The sequence below is a fragment of the Sulfitobacter sp. EE-36 genome (assembly GCF_000152605.1).
GTDB classification, from domain to species: Bacteria; Pseudomonadota; Alphaproteobacteria; order Rhodobacterales; family Rhodobacteraceae; genus Sulfitobacter; species Sulfitobacter pontiacus.
Window position 1 is genome coordinate 870479 of the sequence record NZ_CH959310.1, and the last position, 19269, is coordinate 889747.

General features: G+C 61.7%; 16 protein-coding genes. 11 read left to right on the forward strand and 5 right to left on the reverse strand.

From position 1 onward, the window contains the following. Window positions 1-63: 63 nt before the first annotated feature. Entirely contained in the window at window positions 64-684 is a 621-nt protein-coding gene (locus EE36_RS06800; protein ID WP_181358622.1) for an SCO family protein, read from the reverse strand. A 99-nt stretch (window positions 685-783) separates the two neighbouring features. Between EE36_RS06800 and regB the strand changes: the two genes are divergently transcribed. The 8 genes from regB (at window position 784) to trxA (ending at window position 12717) form a co-directional block, all read left to right on the forward strand. Beyond that, window positions 784-2181 carry a sensor histidine kinase RegB gene (gene regB, locus EE36_RS06805; RefSeq protein WP_005850723.1) on the forward strand — a complete coding sequence of 466 codons (1398 nt, stop codon included), beginning with the start codon at window positions 784-786 and terminating at the stop codon, window positions 2179-2181. 145 nt (window positions 2182-2326) lie between these two features. Continuing rightward, the gene (locus tag EE36_RS06810; RefSeq protein ID WP_005850725.1) at window positions 2327-3838 is read left to right on the forward strand and encodes a PAS-domain containing protein; all 1512 of its coding nucleotides are present in this window, start codon (window positions 2327-2329) and stop codon (window positions 3836-3838) included. Between the two features lie 51 nt (window positions 3839-3889). Then, entirely contained in the window at window positions 3890-4360 is a 471-nt protein-coding gene (tsaE, locus tag EE36_RS06815) for a tRNA (adenosine(37)-N6)-threonylcarbamoyltransferase complex ATPase subunit type 1 TsaE (RefSeq protein ID WP_005850727.1), read from the forward strand. Beyond that, complete coding sequence (locus EE36_RS06820; RefSeq protein ID WP_005850729.1) at window positions 4348-5361, forward strand: aminoglycoside phosphotransferase family protein; 1014 nt, start codon at window positions 4348-4350, stop codon at window positions 5359-5361. The genes tsaE and EE36_RS06820 overlap by 13 nt, the downstream gene beginning before the upstream one ends. After that, window positions 5337-6029: a nucleotidyltransferase family protein gene (locus tag EE36_RS06825; protein WP_005850731.1), complete on the forward strand. Its 693-nt coding sequence runs from the start codon at window positions 5337-5339 to the stop codon at window positions 6027-6029. Before EE36_RS06820 ends, EE36_RS06825 begins: the two co-directional genes overlap by 25 nt. Then, complete coding sequence (gene addB, locus EE36_RS06830; RefSeq protein WP_005850733.1) at window positions 6022-8985, forward strand: double-strand break repair protein AddB; 2964 nt, start codon at window positions 6022-6024, stop codon at window positions 8983-8985. Before EE36_RS06825 ends, addB begins: the two co-directional genes overlap by 8 nt. Further along, a complete protein-coding gene (gene addA / locus EE36_RS06835) occupies window positions 8982-12359 on the forward strand; it encodes a double-strand break repair helicase AddA (protein ID WP_005850737.1) in 3378 nt (1125 codons plus the stop codon). Before addB ends, addA begins: the two co-directional genes overlap by 4 nt. 37 nt (window positions 12360-12396) lie before the next feature. Then, window positions 12397-12717 (forward strand): thioredoxin, encoded by a 321-nt coding sequence (gene trxA, locus EE36_RS06840; protein ID WP_005850739.1) that lies wholly within the window; start codon window positions 12397-12399, stop codon window positions 12715-12717. 36 nt (window positions 12718-12753) lie between these two features. Here trxA and EE36_RS06845 read toward each other — a convergent pair whose 3' ends face one another. Next, entirely contained in the window at window positions 12754-13719 is a 966-nt protein-coding gene (locus tag EE36_RS06845; protein WP_005850741.1) for a phosphotransferase, read from the reverse strand. A gap of 74 nt (window positions 13720-13793) precedes the next feature. Here EE36_RS06845 and hslV point away from each other — a divergent pair, with 74 nt between their 5' ends. Genes hslV through EE36_RS06860 form a run of 3 tightly spaced genes read left to right on the forward strand, consistent with a single transcriptional unit; the run spans window position 13794 to window position 16923 of the window. Further along, the gene (gene hslV / locus EE36_RS06850; RefSeq protein ID WP_005850743.1) at window positions 13794-14351 is read left to right on the forward strand and encodes an ATP-dependent protease subunit HslV; all 558 of its coding nucleotides are present in this window, start codon (window positions 13794-13796) and stop codon (window positions 14349-14351) included. Then, on the forward strand, window positions 14348-15655 hold the full coding sequence (gene hslU / locus EE36_RS06855) for an ATP-dependent protease ATPase subunit HslU (protein WP_005850745.1): 1308 nt from the start codon (window positions 14348-14350) through the stop codon (window positions 15653-15655). The genes hslV and hslU overlap by 4 nt, the downstream gene beginning before the upstream one ends. Window positions 15656-15693: 38 nt before the next feature. Next, on the forward strand, window positions 15694-16923 hold the full coding sequence (locus EE36_RS06860; protein ID WP_005850747.1) for an MFS transporter: 1230 nt from the start codon (window positions 15694-15696) through the stop codon (window positions 16921-16923). On the opposite strand, the gene EE36_RS06865 is transcribed toward EE36_RS06860, so the two are convergent. The 3 genes from EE36_RS06865 to EE36_RS06875 are packed head-to-tail and all read right to left on the reverse strand — an operon-like array spanning window position 16920 to window position 19209. Then, window positions 16920-17519: a Smr/MutS family protein gene (locus EE36_RS06865; RefSeq protein WP_005850748.1), complete on the reverse strand. Its 600-nt coding sequence runs from the start codon at window positions 17517-17519 to the stop codon at window positions 16920-16922. The two genes, EE36_RS06860 and EE36_RS06865, sit on opposite strands and share 4 nt — an antisense overlap. Next, window positions 17516-18511 carry a murein transglycosylase A gene (locus EE36_RS06870; protein ID WP_005850750.1) on the reverse strand — a complete coding sequence of 332 codons (996 nt, stop codon included), beginning with the start codon at window positions 18509-18511 and terminating at the stop codon, window positions 17516-17518. Before EE36_RS06870 ends, EE36_RS06865 begins: the two co-directional genes overlap by 4 nt. A gap of 38 nt (window positions 18512-18549) precedes the next feature. Next, window positions 18550-19209, reverse strand: a complete 660-nt coding sequence (locus EE36_RS06875; protein WP_005850752.1) for a Tim44/TimA family putative adaptor protein — start codon at window positions 19207-19209, stop codon at window positions 18550-18552. Window positions 19210-19269 lie beyond the last annotated feature (60 nt).

A 19269-nucleotide genomic window follows, 5' to 3' on the forward strand; every position in this document is an offset into this window, starting at 1 on the left:
TGGTTGAATGTTGTACCGGGACTTTATCCAGATATGTGGCGGTGGCCTAGCTTGGTCAAATTTTTACTGATGTTCCACAAAGCAGGCGACCTTGTCGGCCAGCTGCTCTGGCGGGACATCGCGGCGGAAGAAATCGACGAAACCTTCGCCCGGCATCACCAGATAGCTAAAGGTCGAATGGTCCACGAGGTAGTCTTCGCCTTCATCCTCATGCGCCTTGTAATAGGTGCGATAGGCATCGCTTGCCGCTTTGACCTGTGCGGGCGATCCGGTCAGACCGATCATCTTGGGGTGCATGTTGGCGGCAAAATCTCCAACAACTTCAGGGGTATCGCGGGCAGGATCGACGGAAATGAACACCGGCGTCACGGACATACCACGCGCCTCCAGCTCATCCACAGCGCGGGCGTTCCGGTCCACATCCAGCGGGCAGACGTCCGGACAAAAGGTATAGCCAAAGTAAACGAGGCTGGGTTCGGTGATCACATCCGCGTCCGTCACGGTCTGGCCTTGGGCATTCACCAGTTCGAACGGCCCGCCCAATTCGGCACCACCGGCTACGGCAGAGTTCTTGCACTGCGCGTATTTGTCGCTGTCGCCATCGGTCCGGTATACCAGCATCAGGGATACCGCCAGAAACGCCAGCACGACCAACACCGCGCCAATTGCCAACACTCTTCTCATATTCATTCTCCTGCGCGGTTAGGCGCTCTTGATCCCGGTCGGACACAGACCTACGCTTTCCCTTTATCAACGTAACCGACATTTTGAAAAGGTGCGCCGATGACGCAGGCCGCTAACATTCCCGTGGGTAGAGGCCTGGGCAAGGGCGCGCGCGCCAACTGGATCCGTCTGCGCACGATGATCGTGCTGCGGTGGGTGGCGATTGCGGGGCAGCTGACGGCGATCACCGTCGCGCAACGCATCTTTGGCCTGCAGCTGGAACTGGGGCTGTGCTATTTCGCGATTGGCGTGTCGGTGATCGGTAATCTGATCGCCATTCTGGTGTTTCCCGAAAACAAGCGTCTGTCTGAGTATGAAAACCTGCTGATGGTGCTGTTCGATCTGGTGCAGCTGGCCTTTCTGCTGTTCCTGACGGGCGGGCTGCATAATCCGTTTTCGCTGCTGTTGCTGGGGCCGGTGACCATCTCTGCCACGGCGCTTAGCCTGCGGTCGACCATCGTACTTTGTGGCACAGCCATTGGGCTGGCGACGGGGCTGGCGCTGTTTCACCTGCCCTTGATCACCCAGAACGGGGGCCGGCTTGAGCTGCCGGGCATCTTTATCTTCGGCATCTGGATCGCGCTGGTGATCGCGATTGTGTTTTCTACCGCCTATTCCCGCCGCGTCACCACCGAGATCCATTCGATGGCAGACGCCTTGGCCGCCACCCAGATGGCGCTGGCGCGCGAACAGAAGCTGACCGACCTTGGCGGCGTGGTTGCCGCTGCCGCACATGAACTGGGCACGCCCCTTGCCACGATCAAACTGGCCAGCAGCGAGCTGTGGAATGAACTGCAAGACCAGCCCGATCTGGCCGAAGATGCCGCGTTGATCCGCGATCAGGCCGACCGCTGCCGCGATATTCTGCGCGACATGGGGCGGGCGGGCAAAGACGATCTGCATCTGCGCCAAGCCCCCTTGATGACGGTGCTTGAAGAAGCCGCCGAACCGCACCGGATGCGCGGCAAGACGTTTACCTTTACCCTCGGACCAGATGCCGGAGACGCCGCCGACCAGCCCGCGATCCTGCGCCGGCCAGAGGTTATCCACGGGCTGCGCAACCTGATGCAGAACGCGGTGGATTTCGCCGCCACAACGGTCTGGGTAGAGGCGAACTGGTCTGACACGGTGATCTCGGTCCGGATATTTGACGATGGTACGGGCTTTCCTCCGCATATCCTTGGCCGCATCGGTGACCCCTTCATGCGGCGGCGCCCCTCGGACCGCAGCAACGCGCGGCGCCCCGAATACGAAGGCATGGGGCTGGGGCTGTTCATCGCCAAGACCTTGCTTGAACGCTCGGGTGCGGAGCTTCGCTTTGCCAATGGGCCGGACAGCGCCCCCAAGACGGACACCCCTGTCGGTGCGGTGGTCAAGGTCACATGGCCCCGCGAAAAGCTGGATGCGCATCACGGCGAAACGCCCCTGCCCACCGGAGAGAACACGCGCTTCACGTGATCCCTGCGGCAGCGGCGTGGGGGCCACCAAAGACGATCTCGGCGATTTTCCGCGGCCAGTCACACGTCGGTTCACGCGGCGGTTAATAAACTGTTAACTATTTGGGCGCTTAACTGAGTGGAACCCTAAAGAATTGAGTCCCGCCGTGGCTTCCACCTTCGACATTGCGCTCGTGATTTTTGCCATTCTTTCGAGTGGCTATATCGCCTATCTCTGGCTCGATAACGCAGAGACCGCCGACAAGGCCGATCCGCGGGGGGAGCCCGAGCTGTCCTATCTTTTTGACCACGGGGTATTGCAGCACGCCTCTGGCACGACAGCGCAGTTTTGCCCGCTAGAGGCGGGGTTTCACGAATGGTCCGACTTGCATCACAACGTGTCAGGTCGCTTTGCGATGTTCCCCGACAAACCCCCTTCTACACCTGAAGGCCAGTTAATCGTCCCGGCCACCGACCCCAAGATTCACACGCTGATCCGCATCACCTGGGAAAAGCACCTGTGCCGCGTGGTTGTGCTGGACCCCAATGATATGGGCGTCGATCTGCGGTCAGAGGCAGAGGTCACGCTGACGCGGCTACGCTCTACCGTGTCGGTGCCGCTTTGGCATACGGACCATGCAAACCGGCTGCTTTGGTATAACGATGCCTATCACGAGTTGTTTAACGCCTGTCACCCCGGTCAGGCGATTGAAACCCAGCGGCTGTTTCCCAGCGATTTCAGCAACGCGACCCACCGTCTGTCCTTGCGCGACCGGACCACGGGGGTGAAAGACTGGTACGCGGTCACCCACAGCCAATCGCGTAGCATCAACTGCTATGAGGCGACCTGCATCACCACATTGGTCCGCGCCGAAGAGGCGCAGCGCAATTTCGTGCAAACCTTGACCAAGACCTTTGCGCAGCTGTCCATCGGGCTCGCGATATTCGACCGCAAAAGCCAGCTGGTGCTGTTTAACCCGGCGTTAATCGACCTGACCGGATTGGGGGCGCAGTTCCTGAGCGCCCGTCCCGCGATTCAGACCTTCTTCGACAAGCTGCGCGAGGCGCGCAAAATCCCCGAGCCCAAGGATTATGCCACCTGGCGCACCACCGTGTCCGAGCTGATCAGCGCCGCCCATGATGGCCGCTATGAAGAGATATGGTCGCTTGAGTCAGGGCAGACTTTTCGGGTCAAGGGTCGGCCGCACCCCGACGGGGCCACGGCCTTTTTGATAGAAGATATCAGCGCCCAGGTCAGCCTGACCCGCACCTTCAGGGCAGAACTGGAACAGGGGCAGGCGATGCTTGATACGCTGGACGATGCCATCGTCGTCTTTTCGTCGTCGGGTATCCTGACCTTCTCTAACACCGCGTATAATAACCTTTGGGGTGTCGATCCCGACATGACCTTCGCCGATATCTCTATCCACGACGCCATTCAGGGCTGGCACCGCCGGTCCGCCCCCAATCTGCTGTGGCAAGAGATAGAGGATTTCGTCACTAACCGCGAAGATCGCATGAAGTGGAGCATGCCGCTGTATCTTGCCAATGGAACAGAGCTAACCTGCCTGTTTTCCCCCATCGTGGACGGGGCCACGCTGATCCGGTTTCACCAGCCGAAAAAGCCGGTGGCAGAGATTGAAAACCCCGAAGCCGAGAAACCGCCACAAGACGCCTGACGCCCCGCTTTCGCCTTGCGGCGCACCACCGCGCCCAAGTAACCTTGGCGCATGGCATCACACGCACTTGATCTTACGCTGCATGACGCAGACCAAACCGCCCGACTGGCCGTGACCCTTGGGCGCGCGCTCACTGCGGGCGACGTTGTTTTACTGACCGGCGACGTTGGCGCGGGCAAGACGCATTTCGCGCGGGCGCTGATCCAGTCGCTGCTGGCGGTGCCCGAAGACGTGCCCTCGCCCACCTTCACGCTGGTGCAGACCTATGACGCCCCCGCCGCCGCGATCTGGCATGCGGATCTGTACCGCCTCACCTCTGTCTACGAGATCGAAGAGCTGGGGCTGACCGATGCGTTCAGCGATGCCATCTGCCTTGTGGAATGGCCCGACAGGCTGGGCGATCTGCGCCCCGAAGATGCGCTTGATCTGACGTTGACGGTCACCGGCGACGACACACGGCGGCTCTCTGCCACGTGGAACGACGATAAATGGCCCGAAAAGCTGGGGGCATGGCGCAAATGAACGACCGTATGACCGCTATGGACCGCTTCCTTGCCGATGCGGGGTGGGCACAGGCGCGGCGCGATCTGCTGGCCGGGGACGCATCGAACCGCCGCTATGACCGTCTGACCCTTGATGATGGCCGCACCGCCGTGCTGATGGACGCCCCCGCCGACAAGGGCGAAGACGTGCGCCCCTTTGTCCGCATCGCCGATTGGCTGCGCGCCCAAGGGGCCAGCGCGCCCGAGATTTACGCGCAAGACGCCAGCAACGGCTTTCTGCTGATCGAGGATCTGGGCGATGACCTGTTTGCGCGGCTGATGGTCCAATCGCCCGCGATGACCCTACAGCTTTATACCGCCGCGACCGACTGTCTGCTGGACCTGCACAAGGCCCCGCCCCCCGATCTGCCGCTCTGCGATGCCGATTGGCTGACAGAGGCGGCGCAGATGGTGTTTGACTGGTACGCCCCCGACAGCGGCGCCGCGGCGGAGTTTAACGCCCTCTTCACCCCGCTGGCCCGCGCGCTGGACAATAGCCCCCGTGTGATCATCCTGCGCGATTACCACGCTGAAAACCTGTTGTGGCGACCCGAGCGGACGGGCTCTGCCCGCGTGGGGCTGCTGGATTTCCAAGACGCGCTACAGGGCCACCCCGCCTATGATCTGGTGTCGATCCTACAAGATGCGCGGCGCGATGTGCCCCCGCAGATCGAGACGGCGATGATCGCCCATTACATCCGGCAAAGCGGACAGGATGATGCCGCCTTCCGCAGCGCCTATGCCTTGCTTGGCCTGCAACGCAACCTGCGGATCTTGGGGATCTTTGCACGGCTTTGTCTGCGCGACGGCAAGGCGCATTACGTCGATTTCATCCCCCGCGTTTGGGGCTATGTGCAGCGTAACCTTGATGATCCGGCGCTAGCACCCTTGGCCAATGTGCTGCGTCCCGCCCTCCCCGCGCCGACCCCCGATTTTCTGAAGGATTTGAAAGCCAGATGCGCCACGCCCCAGATGCCGTGATGATGTTTGCCGCCGGCTTCGGCACGCGGATGCAACATCTGACCAAAGACCAGCCCAAGCCGATGATCCCAGTCGCGGGCAAGCCGTTGATCGACCACGCGCTTGATCTGGCGCGCGGTGTCGTGCTGCGGCGGATCGTCGTGAACCTGCACTATAAGCCCGACGCACTGCTGGATCATCTGGCGGGGCGCGACGTGCAGACGATTGTGGAACAGCCCGATATTCTGGAAACCGGTGGCGGGCTGCGCAATGCGTTGCCGCTTTTGGGCGACGGGCCCGTGTTTACCATGAACACCGATGCAATCTGGGCGGGCCCCAACCCGCTGTCCTTGCTGGCAGACGCATGGGACCCCGACAGGATGGATGCGCTGCTGATGGGCGTGCCGGTGGCGCAGGCCGTGGGGCATGGGGGCGACGGAGACTTTACGATGGGCACCGACGGCGCGTTGAAACGCGGGCCGGGGGTTGTCTATGGCGGGGTGCAGATCATCAAAACCGACTTGTTAGAGACGATTTCAGAGCGTGCATTCTCGCTCAACCTTTTGTGGGACGTGATGCTGGACGGCGGGCGGATGTACGGGCTGTCCTATCCCGGCGGCTGGTGCGATGTTGGCCACCCCGGCGGGATCACCCTTGCCGAAGACATGCTGGACGCCGCCGATGTTTGAACCGCAGGACGCACCGCGCGTTTTCGGGCTTGCCCCGGGCGTCGACTTTCCCAAGGAACTGGTGCGGGGTTTGCTTGCGCGGCTGGAAGGGCAACCCGCCCATGCCATCGGGCGGATCGATCTGGTGGTGAACACCCGCCGGATGCAGCGGCGTTTGCGCGATATCTTTGACGCGGGACCGCCCAGCCTGCTGCCGCGCATCCATCTGATCGACAACCTTGATACCCTTGGCAGCGGCGTTGACCTGCCGCGCCCCGGTCCGGCTCTACGCCGCCGTTTAGAGTTGATTACGCTGGTGTCAAAGCTACTGGATCAAGCGCCTGAACTGGCCCCGCGCGCGTCGCTTTATGACCTGTCGGACAGTCTGGCGCAATTGATCGACGAAATGCAGGGCGAAGGCGTACCGGTCGAGGCCGTGACCGAGCTGGATGTCAGTGACCAATCGGGCCATTGGGAACGCGCGAAACAGTTCCTCGCCATCGCGCATCAGTATCTGGGGGAAAGCGTCACCCGCCCCGATCCGCGTGCGCGACAACGTCAGGTCGCTCAGCGCCTGATCGCAGAGTGGGAGCAGAACCCGCCCCGGCATCCGGTGATCGTCGCGGGCTCTACCGGATCGCGGGGCACCTCTGCCCTGCTGATGGAGGCGGTGGCAAAGCTGCCGCAAGGCGCGCTTGTGCTTCCGGGTTTCTGTTTCGACATGCCGCAAGCGGTCTGGACCGATCTGGGCGAGGATCAGGAAAAGATATCGCAGGATCATCCACAATACCGGTTCCGCGACCTGCTGCGCCAGCTCGAGATGTCGCGCAGCAAGATCGAGGCCTGGACCGACACGCCGCCGCCCTCTGCCGCGCGCAATGCATTGGTGTCGCTGTCCCTGCGCCCTGCCCCTGTGACCCACGTCTGGCTGACCGAAGGGCCGAAACTGCCCGATTTGCATCAGGCCACCGAAGGGTTAACCCTGATTCAGGCCCCCACCCCGCGTGCCGAAGCGCTTGCGATTGCGCTGCGCCTGCGGCAAGCGGTCGAGGACGGTAAAACCGCCGCGCTGATCACCCCGGACCGGATGCTGTCGCGTCAGGTTACCTCGGCGCTGGACCGGTGGAACATCCTGCCCGACGACAGCGCGGGCCTGCCGCTGCATCTGTCGCCTCCGGGTCGGTTCTTGCGTCACGTGGGCGATCTGTTCCTGCGCAAGCTGGATTCCGAAGCCTTGCTGACCCTGCTGAAACATCCGCTGACCCACAGCGGCGGCGATCGCAATTTTCACCAGCTCAACACCCAACGGCTGGAACTGCAACTGCGCCGCGACGGGCTGCCCTATCCGGATGCGGAAGGTGTGTTGAAACTGGCGCGCAAGACGGTATCGCGGTCGAAAGACCCCGCGCAAATGGATGTCTGGGCCGACTGGGTCGGCACCCATCTGACTGATTGCGAACTCACCGGCGACCGGCCGCTAGAGGAATGGGTCGCCCTGCATATGGCGCTGGCCGATGCCATCGCCGACGGTGCCACGCCAAGCCAGCCCAACGGGTTGTGGCAGCATCACGCGGGCGAAGAGGCGGCGAAGGTGATGAACGATCTTGCCGAAAACGCGCCCTATGGGGGCGAGATGTCGGCGGCGGATTACACCGATCTGGTGGGTGCCCTGCTGCAACAGGGAGAAATCCGCGACCGCGACGCGCCGCATCCCAACGTCATGATCTGGGGCACGCTCGAGGCCCGCGTGCAGGGCGCCGATCTGGTGATCCTTGGCGGGCTGAACGACAGCACATGGCCCGAAGCCCCGCCGCCCGACCCTTGGCTGAACCGCCAGATGCGCCTGAAAGCCGGTTTGCTGCTGCCCGAACGGCGGATCGGCCTGTCGGCCCATGACTATCAACAATCCATTGCCGCGCCCGAGGTCTGTTTGACCCGCGCGATCCGGTCGGACGAGGCGGAAACCGTGCCTTCGCGCTGGCTCAACCGCTTGGGCAACCTGCTGAATGGCTTGCCCGCACAGGGTGGTGATGCGGCGTGGAAGGCGATGATCAAACGCGGCGACCACTGGCTGGATCAGGCCCGCGCGCTGGAAACCGTGACCCGTGTGCCCCCCGCGCCGCGCCCGTCGCCGCGCCCGCCCCGTGCCGCGCGCCCCCACGCGCTGTCGGTGACAGAGATCAAACGCCTGATCCGTGATCCCTATGCGATCTACGCAAAACACAGCCTGAAACTGCGTGCGCTGAACCCGCTGGTGCAATCGCCAGACGCGCCCGTGCGCGGCATCATCGTGCACGAGATCATGGAACGCTTCATCAAATCGGTGACAGCGGAGCCTGCGCTTTTGACGAAAAGCCATTTGTTAGAGACTGCCCGCACCGTGTTAGAGGCCGAAGCCCCCTGGCCCGCTGCGCGCGTCATGTGGCTGACCAAGATCGAACGGATTGCCGATTGGTTCATCGAAAACGAGCTGCATCGACAAAGCTATTCCACCCCCGCCGCTTTTGAAAAAGCCGCCAAGGGAAGTCACGCATTCCCCGATCTGGGCTTTACCCTTATGGGATTTGCCGACCGGATCGACCGGACGGAAGATGGCGATATTCTGATCTATGACTACAAGACCGGCACGCCGCCCAGTGTGGCCGAGCAGAAAGCCTTTGATAAGCAGTTGCTGCTCGAAGCCGCGATGGTCGAGGAAGGCGGTTTCAAGGAAATCGGCCCCGCCCCCGTTGCCCAAGCCGCCTATATCGGGCTTGGCAGCAAACCGGTGGAACGCCCAGCGCCGCTTGAGGATGAACCCCCGCACGAGGTGCTGGCCAAGCTACACGCGCTGATCACCAGCTACCTGTCGGATGAACAGGGTTTTACCGCGCGCCGTATGGTGAAAACCACCGATTTCGCGGGCGATTATGACCAGTTGGCCCGGTTTGGCGAATGGGATGCCACGACCGAACCCACGCCGGAGGATCTGACATGACCGCCCCCTTTGACGACGCCACCCGCGCCCAGATCGACGCGGCGCGGCCCGATGCCTCTACGTGGTTGGGGGCGAATGCGGGGTCGGGTAAGACCCGCGTGCTGACCGACCGCGTGGCGCGGCTGTTGCTGAACGGGGTCGAACCGCAGCATATCCTGTGTCTGACCTACACCAAGGCCGCCGCGTCAGAGATGCAGAACCGGCTGTTCAAACGGCTCGGTGCCTGGGCCATGCTGACCGACGCCGATCTGCGTCATTCGCTGTCGGAGCTGGGGGTCAAGGATGGCTTTACCCCCGAAAAGCTGCGCATGGCCCGCACCCTGTTTGCCCGCGCCATCGAAACCCCCGGCGGGCTGAAAATCCAGACGATCCATTCGTTCTGTGCGTCTCTATTACGGCGCTTTCCACTGGAAGCAGGGGTCAGCCCGCAGTTCACCGAGATCGAAGACCGCGCCGCCGATCTGCTGCGGGCCGAGATCGTGGACACCATGGCCGAGGGGCAGGATGCCGCGCTGATCACCACGCTGGCACGGATGTACACCGGCGAGGACTTCAGCAAGCTCACCCGCAGTATCGTCGGGCAGCGCGAAGGCTTTGCCACTGTGCTGTCATGGGAAGACGTGCTGGCGCTGTTCGATCAACCCGCCGACCTGACCGAGGAGAAGATCACAACTTCGGTGTTTCTGGGATCAGAGGCGATGATCCTTGAACAGATGATCCCACCGATGCGGGCCAAGGGCGGGCTGGACGGCAAAGCGGCGGAAAAGCTGGCGACGATCCAGACAATGGATATCTCTGCCCTGCCCGTTCTGGAAGACGTGATGCTGACCGGTGCGGGTGCCAAGGAACCCTTTACCGCCAAGGTCGGCACCCTGCCCACGAAACCGACGCAAAAGCTGCTGTTTGATTTGATGCCGCAGGTCGATGACTTGATGCGGCGGGTCGAAGATGCCCGTGACGCGCGGCTGGCGCTGAGGGCGGCGCAGAAGACCCATGTGCTGCATCAATTCGCGCATCGTTTCCTTGAAATCTATGCCCACGAGAAACAGAAACGCGGCTGGCTCGACTTTGATGATCTGATCCTCAAGGCGCGGGCGCTGCTGACCAACCCTGCGGTCGCGGCTTGGGTGCTTTACCGGATCGACGGTGGCATTGATCATATTCTGGTGGATGAAGCGCAGGACACCAGCCCGCGCCAATGGGATGTGATCGAACGGCTGGCCGATGAATTCTACAGCGGCGACGGTGCCCGAGAAGAGGAAGACCGCACGCTGTTTGTCGTGGGCGATAAAAAACAGTCGATCTATTCCTTTCAGGGGGCCGACCCGCGCGAGTTTGATCACAAACAGGATCTGTTTGAACAAAAGATCTCCCAAGCGGGTCAGATCTTTCAACGGCGCAGTCTTGAGTATTCGTTCCGATCGTCCTCGGCGATCCTGCACCTGGTGGATACAACGCTCGCCCCGCATACGGATGCAGGGTTTCAGGCCGATGCGGCGCATAAGGCGTTCAAATCCGCCCTGCCCGGCCGTGTTGATCTTTGGCCCGTGGTCGAGAAAACCGATGAGCCCGATGACCGTGAATGGTCTGATCCTGTCGATCAGAAGTCTGCGCATCACCATACGGTCGTTCTGGCCGATCAGGTTGCGTCGCAGATCAAGGAACTGATCGAGGGCGAACATTATCTGCCCGTCGATACCGATACCCCCGGTGCCTTTGCGCGGCGGCGTATTCGGGCGGGTGACTTTTTGATCCTTGTGCAGCGGCGCAGTGATCTGTTCTCGGAAATCATCCGCGCGTGCAAAACCGCCGGTGTGCCGATTGCGGGCGCGGACCGGCTCAAGGTCGGGGCCGAACTGGCGGTCAAGGATCTGGCGGCGCTGCTGAGCTTTCTTGCCACGCCCGAAGACAGCCTGTCGCTGGCGACGGCGCTGAAATCGCCTCTGTTCGGGTGGACAGAGCAGATGTTGTTCACCCTGTCCCACTACCGCAAGGAAGATCACCTGTGGCAGGCGTTGCGCAGCAGCGATGCCTACCCCGAAACCGTTGCCATCTTGCGAGATTTGCGGGCGCAGGTCGATTTCCTGCGGCCCTATGACCTGATCGAACGTATCCTGACCCGCCATGACGGGCGCCGCAAGCTGTTGGCGCGGCTGGGATCAGAGGCAGAGGATGGGATCAACGCCATGCTCTCGCAGGCGCTATCGTATGAACGCGGCGCGATCCCCAGCCTCACGGGGTTTCTGGTGTGGATGCAGACCGACGACCTTGAGATCAAGCGCCAGATCGACAATGCCTCGGATCAGGTGCGGGTGATGACCGTGCACGGGGCGAAGGGGCTTGAGGCGCCGATTGTGATCCTGCCGGACACGGGCAAACGCCCTTTGGTGATCCGGGACGAGATCATCAAGATCGGTGACACGCCCGTGTGGAAACTGTCCGAAGGGGATATGCCCGCTGCCATGCGCGGCGCGCTGGACGACCGCAAGGCGCGCGAGATGGCCGAACGGCTGCGACTGCTGTACGTGGCGATGACGCGGGCCGAGAAATGGCTGATCGTGGCCGCGGCGGGAGAGCTGCCCAAGGATGGCAACAGCTGGTATCAGATGGTCGGTGCCGCGATGGGTCAAGCCGGTGCCAAGCCGGTTGGCAGCTCGGGCGGGATGCGGTTTGAACATGGCGACTGGGATGCGCTGCCAGTGATCGACTCCGCCCCCAAAACCCACACCACGCCAGAGTTAGACCCTGTTTTCAACACAGCCCTTACCGTTATCCCACTGCGTGCAAAAACGCTGGCCCCTTCTGATCTGGGCGGTGCCAAGGCCCTGCCCGGCGACGATGGCCAATCGGAAGATGCGGCGAAATCCTACGGCAATCTGGTGCATAAGATGCTGGAAACCCTGCCGATGATGCACAGCGACCGCTGGAACGGCGTGCTGCACACACTGGCGCAGGGGTATGATGAAACCGTCGCCCAAGCCGCCTTGAGAGAGGCGATCGCGGTCTTGGATACGCCCGAACTGGCACATGTCTTTGGCAAGGACGCCTTGGCAGAGGTGCCGATCACGGCGCCCTTGGGCCCCAAACGGCTGCACGGGACAATCGACCGGCTGCTGGTGTCGGATACGGATGTATTGCTGGTGGACTACAAAACCAACCGCGTGGTGCCCGATACGCCTGATCGCTGCCCCGAAGGGCTGTTGCGCCAGATGGGGGCCTATGCCGCCGCGCTGGCGCAGGTGTTTCCCGATCACCGCATCCGCACCGCTATTTTATGGACCCGTACCGCCACGCTGATGGAACTGCCCGACGCGCTGATCACAAACGCCCTATCGCGGGTGCGCGATCTTGACGGGACGCATGGGGCTACATAGGTTCCCACTCTAACCAACCCCGTGCAGGAGCAGCAACATGGCAACCGTCGCAGTCACAGACGCAACATTCGACGCAGAAGTTAAGAATTCCGATATCCCCGTTGTGGTGGATTTCTGGGCTGAGTGGTGCGGCCCCTGTAAGCAGATCGGCCCCGCGCTCGAGGAACTTTCCTCCGAGATGGACGGCAAGGTAAAGATCGTCAAAGTCAACGTTGACGAAAACCCCAACAGCCCCGCCCAGATGGGTGTGCGCGGCATCCCTGCCCTGTTCATCTTCAAGAACGGCGAAGTCGTATCGAACCTGGCCGGCGCCCGCCCCAAGGCCGCGCTGCAAGGCTGGATCGAAGAGTCGATCTAGGCTGCCGCACCCGCAGCAAGCACATTCAATGGCGCGTCAGGCAAAGGCCTGGCGCGCTATTTTTTTAATCCGCTCGAACCGCATGACATTGGCGATAGATCCATGTTCTTGAATCCGGTTCCAGTCGGTCAGGATCTGCACCCGCGTCAGGAAGTGCACCGTGGGATCATCCGGCGGCACCAGCGTGTATCCTTCAAAGAACGCGTCCCAGGCGGCGGGGGGAACGCTGTGGCTTTTGGGCAAGGCACCAAGGTCGCCTACCATCTGGGTATAGCTTTGCAGCAGCCGCGCGATGTCATAGCCCACGGGCGACGGTGTGGTCGCTGAAAAATCGAACGCTGCCGTCTCGTCGGGCACCATCACCAGATTATACCCGTTCAGGTCGCCATGTTTCGCCGCAATCTGGCCCGCGTGCCCTTGGGCCTGCGGCGCGTAATCCGCGATACGGCCCACATAGGCTGCAAAACGTTGCTTGCCGTTGATCCGACGCGCACCGCTTTCAACACGCGCCACCAGACGGTGCAGGTGATTGACCATGAACCGCGGCTGAAACGGATGGGTGCCCTGCAAAGTGGCTCCGTGAAACGCCGCCAGCCAGCCGCCCGCACGGCGCAGCAAGGGGGCGTGATCCTCTGTCTGGCGGCACAGGTCCAGAAACGTGTCGCCCTTGGCAAAGCGCATCAGATAGGCCTGCTGCTCCGTGTCCGCCGCGAGGATCTGTGGCACGCTATAGCCGGGCACATCGTCGAGCGCGTCACAGGCAGCCTGATGGGCCGCAAGCATCGCGGTGAACCTGTCGGTATCCCACGGACGGGCCACGTGTTTGAGCACGACTGAGCCCCCGTCACGCCCGTCATAGCGCTGCACGATCTGGCGCTGGTTGCTGTCATCCTTGATCCACTCGGCCCCGCAGGTACAGGTTTCGGGCGCAATCCCCGCCTTGGCCGCCAATCCCTCAAATATTTGAAATCCTTTGGTTTTCAGGTCGTCTACCGGTGGCATTCAAATCCTTTCGGGACATTAGCCTTGCGAAACAGCGGCGGGGTTTTCATATAGGTTTGAACTATGGAGGCTACATGTCAAAGCAAGAATTCCCCGGCTGGCACGGGACCACCATCATCGGTGTGAAGAAAGACGGCGAAGTCGTGATCGCGGGCGACGGTCAGGTCAGCCTTGGCCAAACCGTGATCAAAGGAACCGCACGCAAGGTGCGCCGGCTGAGCCCCGGCGGGTTTGACGTTGTGGCGGGCTTTGCCGGATCGACTGCTGATGCTTTCACGCTGCTGGAACGGCTTGAAGCCAAGCTTGAAGCCACGCCCGGGCAGCTGGCGCGTGCCAGTGTCGAGCTTGCCAAAGACTGGCGCACCGACAAATACCTGCAAAAGCTCGAAGCGATGCTAATCGTGTCAGACGGGCGCGAGCTGCTGGTGATCACCGGCGCGGGCGACGTGCTGGAGCCTGAACATTCTGTCGCGGCGATCGGATCGGGCGGGAATTACGCGCTGGCCGCGGCGCGCGGCATGATGGACAGCGACCGCGACGCTGAAACCGTCGCGCGGGATGCGATGAAGATCGCGTCGGACATCTGCGTTTATACCAATGGTAACCTCACGGTGGAGAAAATCACACAATGACCGATCTGACCCCCCGCGAAATCGTCTCTGAACTTGACCGTTTTATCATCGGCCAGAACGACGCCAAACGCGCCGTTGCCGTGGCGCTGCGCAACCGCTGGCGCCGCAAGCAGTTGGGCGATGATCTGCGCGACGAGGTATACCCCAAGAACATCCTGATGATCGGGCCCACCGGCGTGGGCAAGACCGAGATCAGCCGCCGCTTGGCAAAACTGGCGCGGGCCCCTTTTCTCAAGGTCGAGGCGACGAAATTCACCGAAGTCGGCTATGTCGGCCGCGATGTGGAACAGATCATCCGTGATCTGGTAGACAGCGCCATCGTCATGACCCGCGAATACATGCGCGAAGACGTGAAGGTCAGCGCCCATAAGGCCGCCGAAGAACGCGTTGTTGACGCGATTGCGGGCAAGGACGCCCGCGAAGGCACCCGCGATATGTTCCGCAAGAAGCTGAAAGCGGGCGAGCTGGACGATACGATGATCGAGCTTGAAGTCGCCGATACCTCTAGCCCGTTCCCGGCCATGGATATCCCCGGGCAACCCGGCGGCGGTATGGGGATGATGAACCTTGGCGATCTTTTCGGCAAAGCCATGGGCGGCCGGACGGTCAAGAAACGTCTGTCAGTCGCCGAAAGCTACGAGGTGCTGATCAGCGAAGAGGCCGACAAGCTGCTGGATGACGAAACCGTCAACCGCGCCGCGATCGAGGCGGTAGAGCAGAATGGCATCGTCTTTCTGGACGAGATCGACAAGGTGTGCGCCCGCTCTGACGCGCGTGGCGGCGATGTCAGCCGTGAAGGCGTGCAGCGCGACCTGCTGCCCCTGATCGAAGGCACCACCGTATCGACCAAACACGGACCGGTGAAAACGGATCATATCCTGTTTATCGCCTCGGGCGCCTTCCATATTGCCAAGCCGTCCGACCTGTTGCCCGAATTGCAGGGCCGCTTGCCGATCCGCGTCGAGCTGCGCGCGCTGACGGAGGATGATTTCGTTCGCATCCTGACCGAGACCGACAATGCGCTGACGCTGCAATATACCGCGTTGATGGGCACCGAAGAGGTCGAGGTCACATTCACCGACGAAGGTATCCAGGCGCTGGCCAAGATCGCCGCCGACGTGAACCAGTCGATCGAGAATATCGGCGCGCGGCGGCTTTACACCGTGATGGAGCGTGTCTTTGAAGAGCTGTCGTTCAGCGCGCCGGATCGCACCGGCGAAAAGATCACTGTCGACGGCGATTTCGTCGAGAAGAACTTGGGCGAACTGACACGATCCACCGATCTGTCACGCTACGTTCTTTAGGGCTTTTCAATCTGCCATGCGCCTGAGAATGATGGCGCATGGCATACTTCAGATTTATCCGCGCCAATTGGGTGTTCTTGTTGGCGGGTTTCCTGCTGACATTTACCTCGGCCTATGGGCAGACCTATTTCATCTCGCTTTTCGCGGGCGAGATTAAGGGCAGTTTCGGGCTGTCTGACGGTCAATGGGGCGGGATCTATACCATCGGCACGACGCTCTCGGCGATCACGATGGTCTGGGCGGGTGTGCTGACAGACCGGTTTCGGGTGCGTCGGCTGTCATTCTGGGTGATGGTCGCGCTGGCGGGCGCCTGTCTGGCGATGGCCGCCGTGCCGAACTGGATCGCGCTGATCTTTGTCATCTATGCGCTGCGTCTGACCGGGCAGGGGATGATGTCTCAGCTTGGGGCCGTGGCGATGGTGCGCTGGTTCGAAGCCGCACGGGGCAAGGCGCTGTCGCTATCGTCTATGGGCTTTGCAGCGGGTCAGGCGATTTTGCCTGTCGTCTTCGTCGCCCTTTTCGCAAGCTTTCACTGGCGCAGCCTTTGGGTGCTGGCCGCCGCTTTGGTGCTGATCACCATGCCGGTGATGCTGCTGCTGCTGCGGCAAGAGCGTACGCCGCAATCCATGGCGCAAAGCACGCAATCGGCGGGGATGGACGGGCAGCACTGGACCCGGATGCAGATGATCCGCCACGGGTTGTTCTGGCTGATGATCCCGCTGGTGATCGGTCCTCCGGCCTGGGGGACGGCGCTGTTCTTTCAGCAGGTCCACCTGACAGAGGTGAAGGGCTGGACGCTAGTCAGCTTTGTCGCGCTGATGCCGCTTTATACGGTGACATCCGTGGTCTCGACCTTTGTGTCGGGCTGGGCAATCGACCGGTTTGGCGTGACGCGGGTCACGCCGGTGCAAATGCTGCCTTTTGCGCTGTCTTTCGCCGTGCTCGCCTTTGCCGATACGATTGCGATGGCGGGTGCCGGGTTGATGATCTTTGGCGTGGGGCAGGGGATGCAGGCGACCGCGACCTCTGTTTTCTGGGCCGAATTCTATGGCACGCGCTATATCGGGTCGATCAAGGCCGTAGGCGCTGCGCTGATGGTGTTCGGGTCGGCCATCGGGCCGGGGGTGACGGGGCTGTTCATTGATCTGGGCGTTGATTTCCCGCAGCAGATGATCCCGATTGCGATCTACTATGCCGTGGCCGCGATCATGGCGACGGTCGGGGTGTTGCGCTATCGCAAGCGGTTGGTCGCGCCTGCCACGGCCTAACGGTGACGCCGCAGATAGACGTAATAGGCGCCGCCGCCGCCGTGGCTGATATGCGCCTGACTGACCTGAAGCACGGCTGACGACAGCGGCGGCATCGACAGCCATTGCGGCACCTGATGGCGCAGCACACCGTGGCGCACGGGGATCGGGCCGCCTTCGTCCCGCATCTTGCCTTTACCGGTGATCACCAAGACAAGGCGCCGCCCCTTGGCATGCGAGCCCAGAATGAACTTGGTCAGCGCAGGGTGCGCGCGGTCCAGCGTCATACCGTGCAGGTCGATGCGACCCTCGGGGCGCATCTTGCCCCGCTTGAGCTTGCCAAACGCCTTTGAATCCATCTGCACCGGTGCCTGACGCAGCTGATCGGGCAGGGAGGGCATCAGATCATGGGTGTTTCGCCGCGGCTTGGGATCGGGCTTGCCCATGACGACAGAGCTGCGCTTGCGGATTTGCGGCGGCGTTGGCGTGGGGCCGTGGATCGGGGAGGTGCCGTCAATCTCGGCGCGGAACAGCTTGTCAACATCAAGCTTTTCCGTCCGCTCTGTCACCTTTTTCCAAAGCGATAGATCATCCTTATCCAGACGCTTGCGGCTCATAACAGCGGCTCCGGCAAAAGCGCATAGGCGCGCTGGATCGGCATCAGGACCATCATCCGCCCCGGATCACGCAGCTTGCCCGCGGCACGCCCCGCCTTGTCGCCGGTGCCAAAGAACACATCCGCCCGTTGCGCGCCCTTGATCGCCGACCCGGTATCCTGCGCGATCATCAAGCGGTGCATCGGTTCCTTGCCCTCTTTTTCGATCCAGACAGGGGCGCCGAGCGGTACAAACTTGGGGTCCACTGCAACGGTGCGCAGAGTGGTCACCGACCGGTTCATCGCGCCAAGCGGACCCTGATCGGCGGGCACCTGATTGACCTCGCGAAAGAACACATAAGACGGGTTGTGATACAGCAGCTCGCGTCCGTCTTCGGGGTTGCGGCGGACCCAGTTCTTGATCACCTCTGCGCTGACCTGATGCGGATCATAAACGCCGCGGCGCACCAGTTCGACGCCAATCGACCGGTACGGGTGGCCGTTCGCACCACGGTAGCCGACGCGCAGATAATTGCCATCGGGCAGCCTGATGCGGCCAGAGCCTTGGATTTGCAGAAAGAAAAGTTCGACCGGGTCGTCGACATAGGCGATCTCAAGACCGCGGCCCTTCATCACGTCGGTATCCAGAATATCGCGGCGGGTCAGCCACGGGTTGTTCGCCTTCGCCTCTGGCGGCATGGCATAGACCGGATAGCGGTAGCGGTCGGAGGGGTAGAGATCGCCATCAAGTTCAGGTTCGAAATAGCCCGTGAACATCGCCTCGTTTCCGTCCTCGATCAACACAGGCCGGAACAGAAGTTCAAAGAACTGGCGCGGGTCGGGGTCGGATCTGGCATAGGCGCAGATGTTGCGCCAATCGACATCCTTCATATCACCGCAGGTATTCAGAAACGCGCGCAGGGCGGCAGCGTGGTCGTCGGTTTCCCAACCCTCAAGCTGGTCGAACGACAGGATCGAATAGGACACATCTGTCGCAGAAGCGGGCGGTGCCATCAGGCCCGCCCACAGCAATGCACCCGCACAGGCACGTTTTAACCGTCTGTAGAAACGAGCAGCCAATTTGGATCATCCGAGCCCATGACACGGGCAAACACCCATGTGTCTTTTTGACGATTGACCTCTGTCGTGCTGCCTTCGACGATTTCACCATCGCGGTCTTTCACGACCGACGTCAGCTCGGCCACGAAACGGATCGTCAGCTCTGCCTCGTTGGTGGTCTTGTCCATCGTAGCGTTCTCAAGCTCCATCTCGCGGATGCCGATAAAGTGGCTTTCCACGGTCAGGCCCTGGTCTTCACGCGCGGCAACACCTTCGACAAAGCTTTCGTAGATGTCTTCTGAAAGGAAAGGTTTGATCTCGTCCAGATTACCGTGTTCGTAGCCCATCACGATCATCTCGTAGGCACCGCGGGCGCCGCCCAGAAAGTCGCTGACCCCAAAGGAGGGCTCGACACGCTTCATCTCGGCCAGTGCGAGCGCGGTATCGGACCCTTCGGGCGCGTGATCGGTAATATCCAGATCGGGGCCACCTTCGATGACTTCGAACGCGGGGCCGCTGGGGCGTTCGGGTTTCTCGCTGACCTCGGCCGGTTTTTCAAAACCGGTGCGTGTGCCAAGCACATTCTTGAGCCGCAGGATCAGGAACACGGCAATAGCGGCCAGTACCAGAAGCTGTATCATGGGCGAATTCATAGGTACCTCGTGCTGAGAAACATGGAAACGTCGGTCTAGTGCCCCTATGTAGGGTGTGAA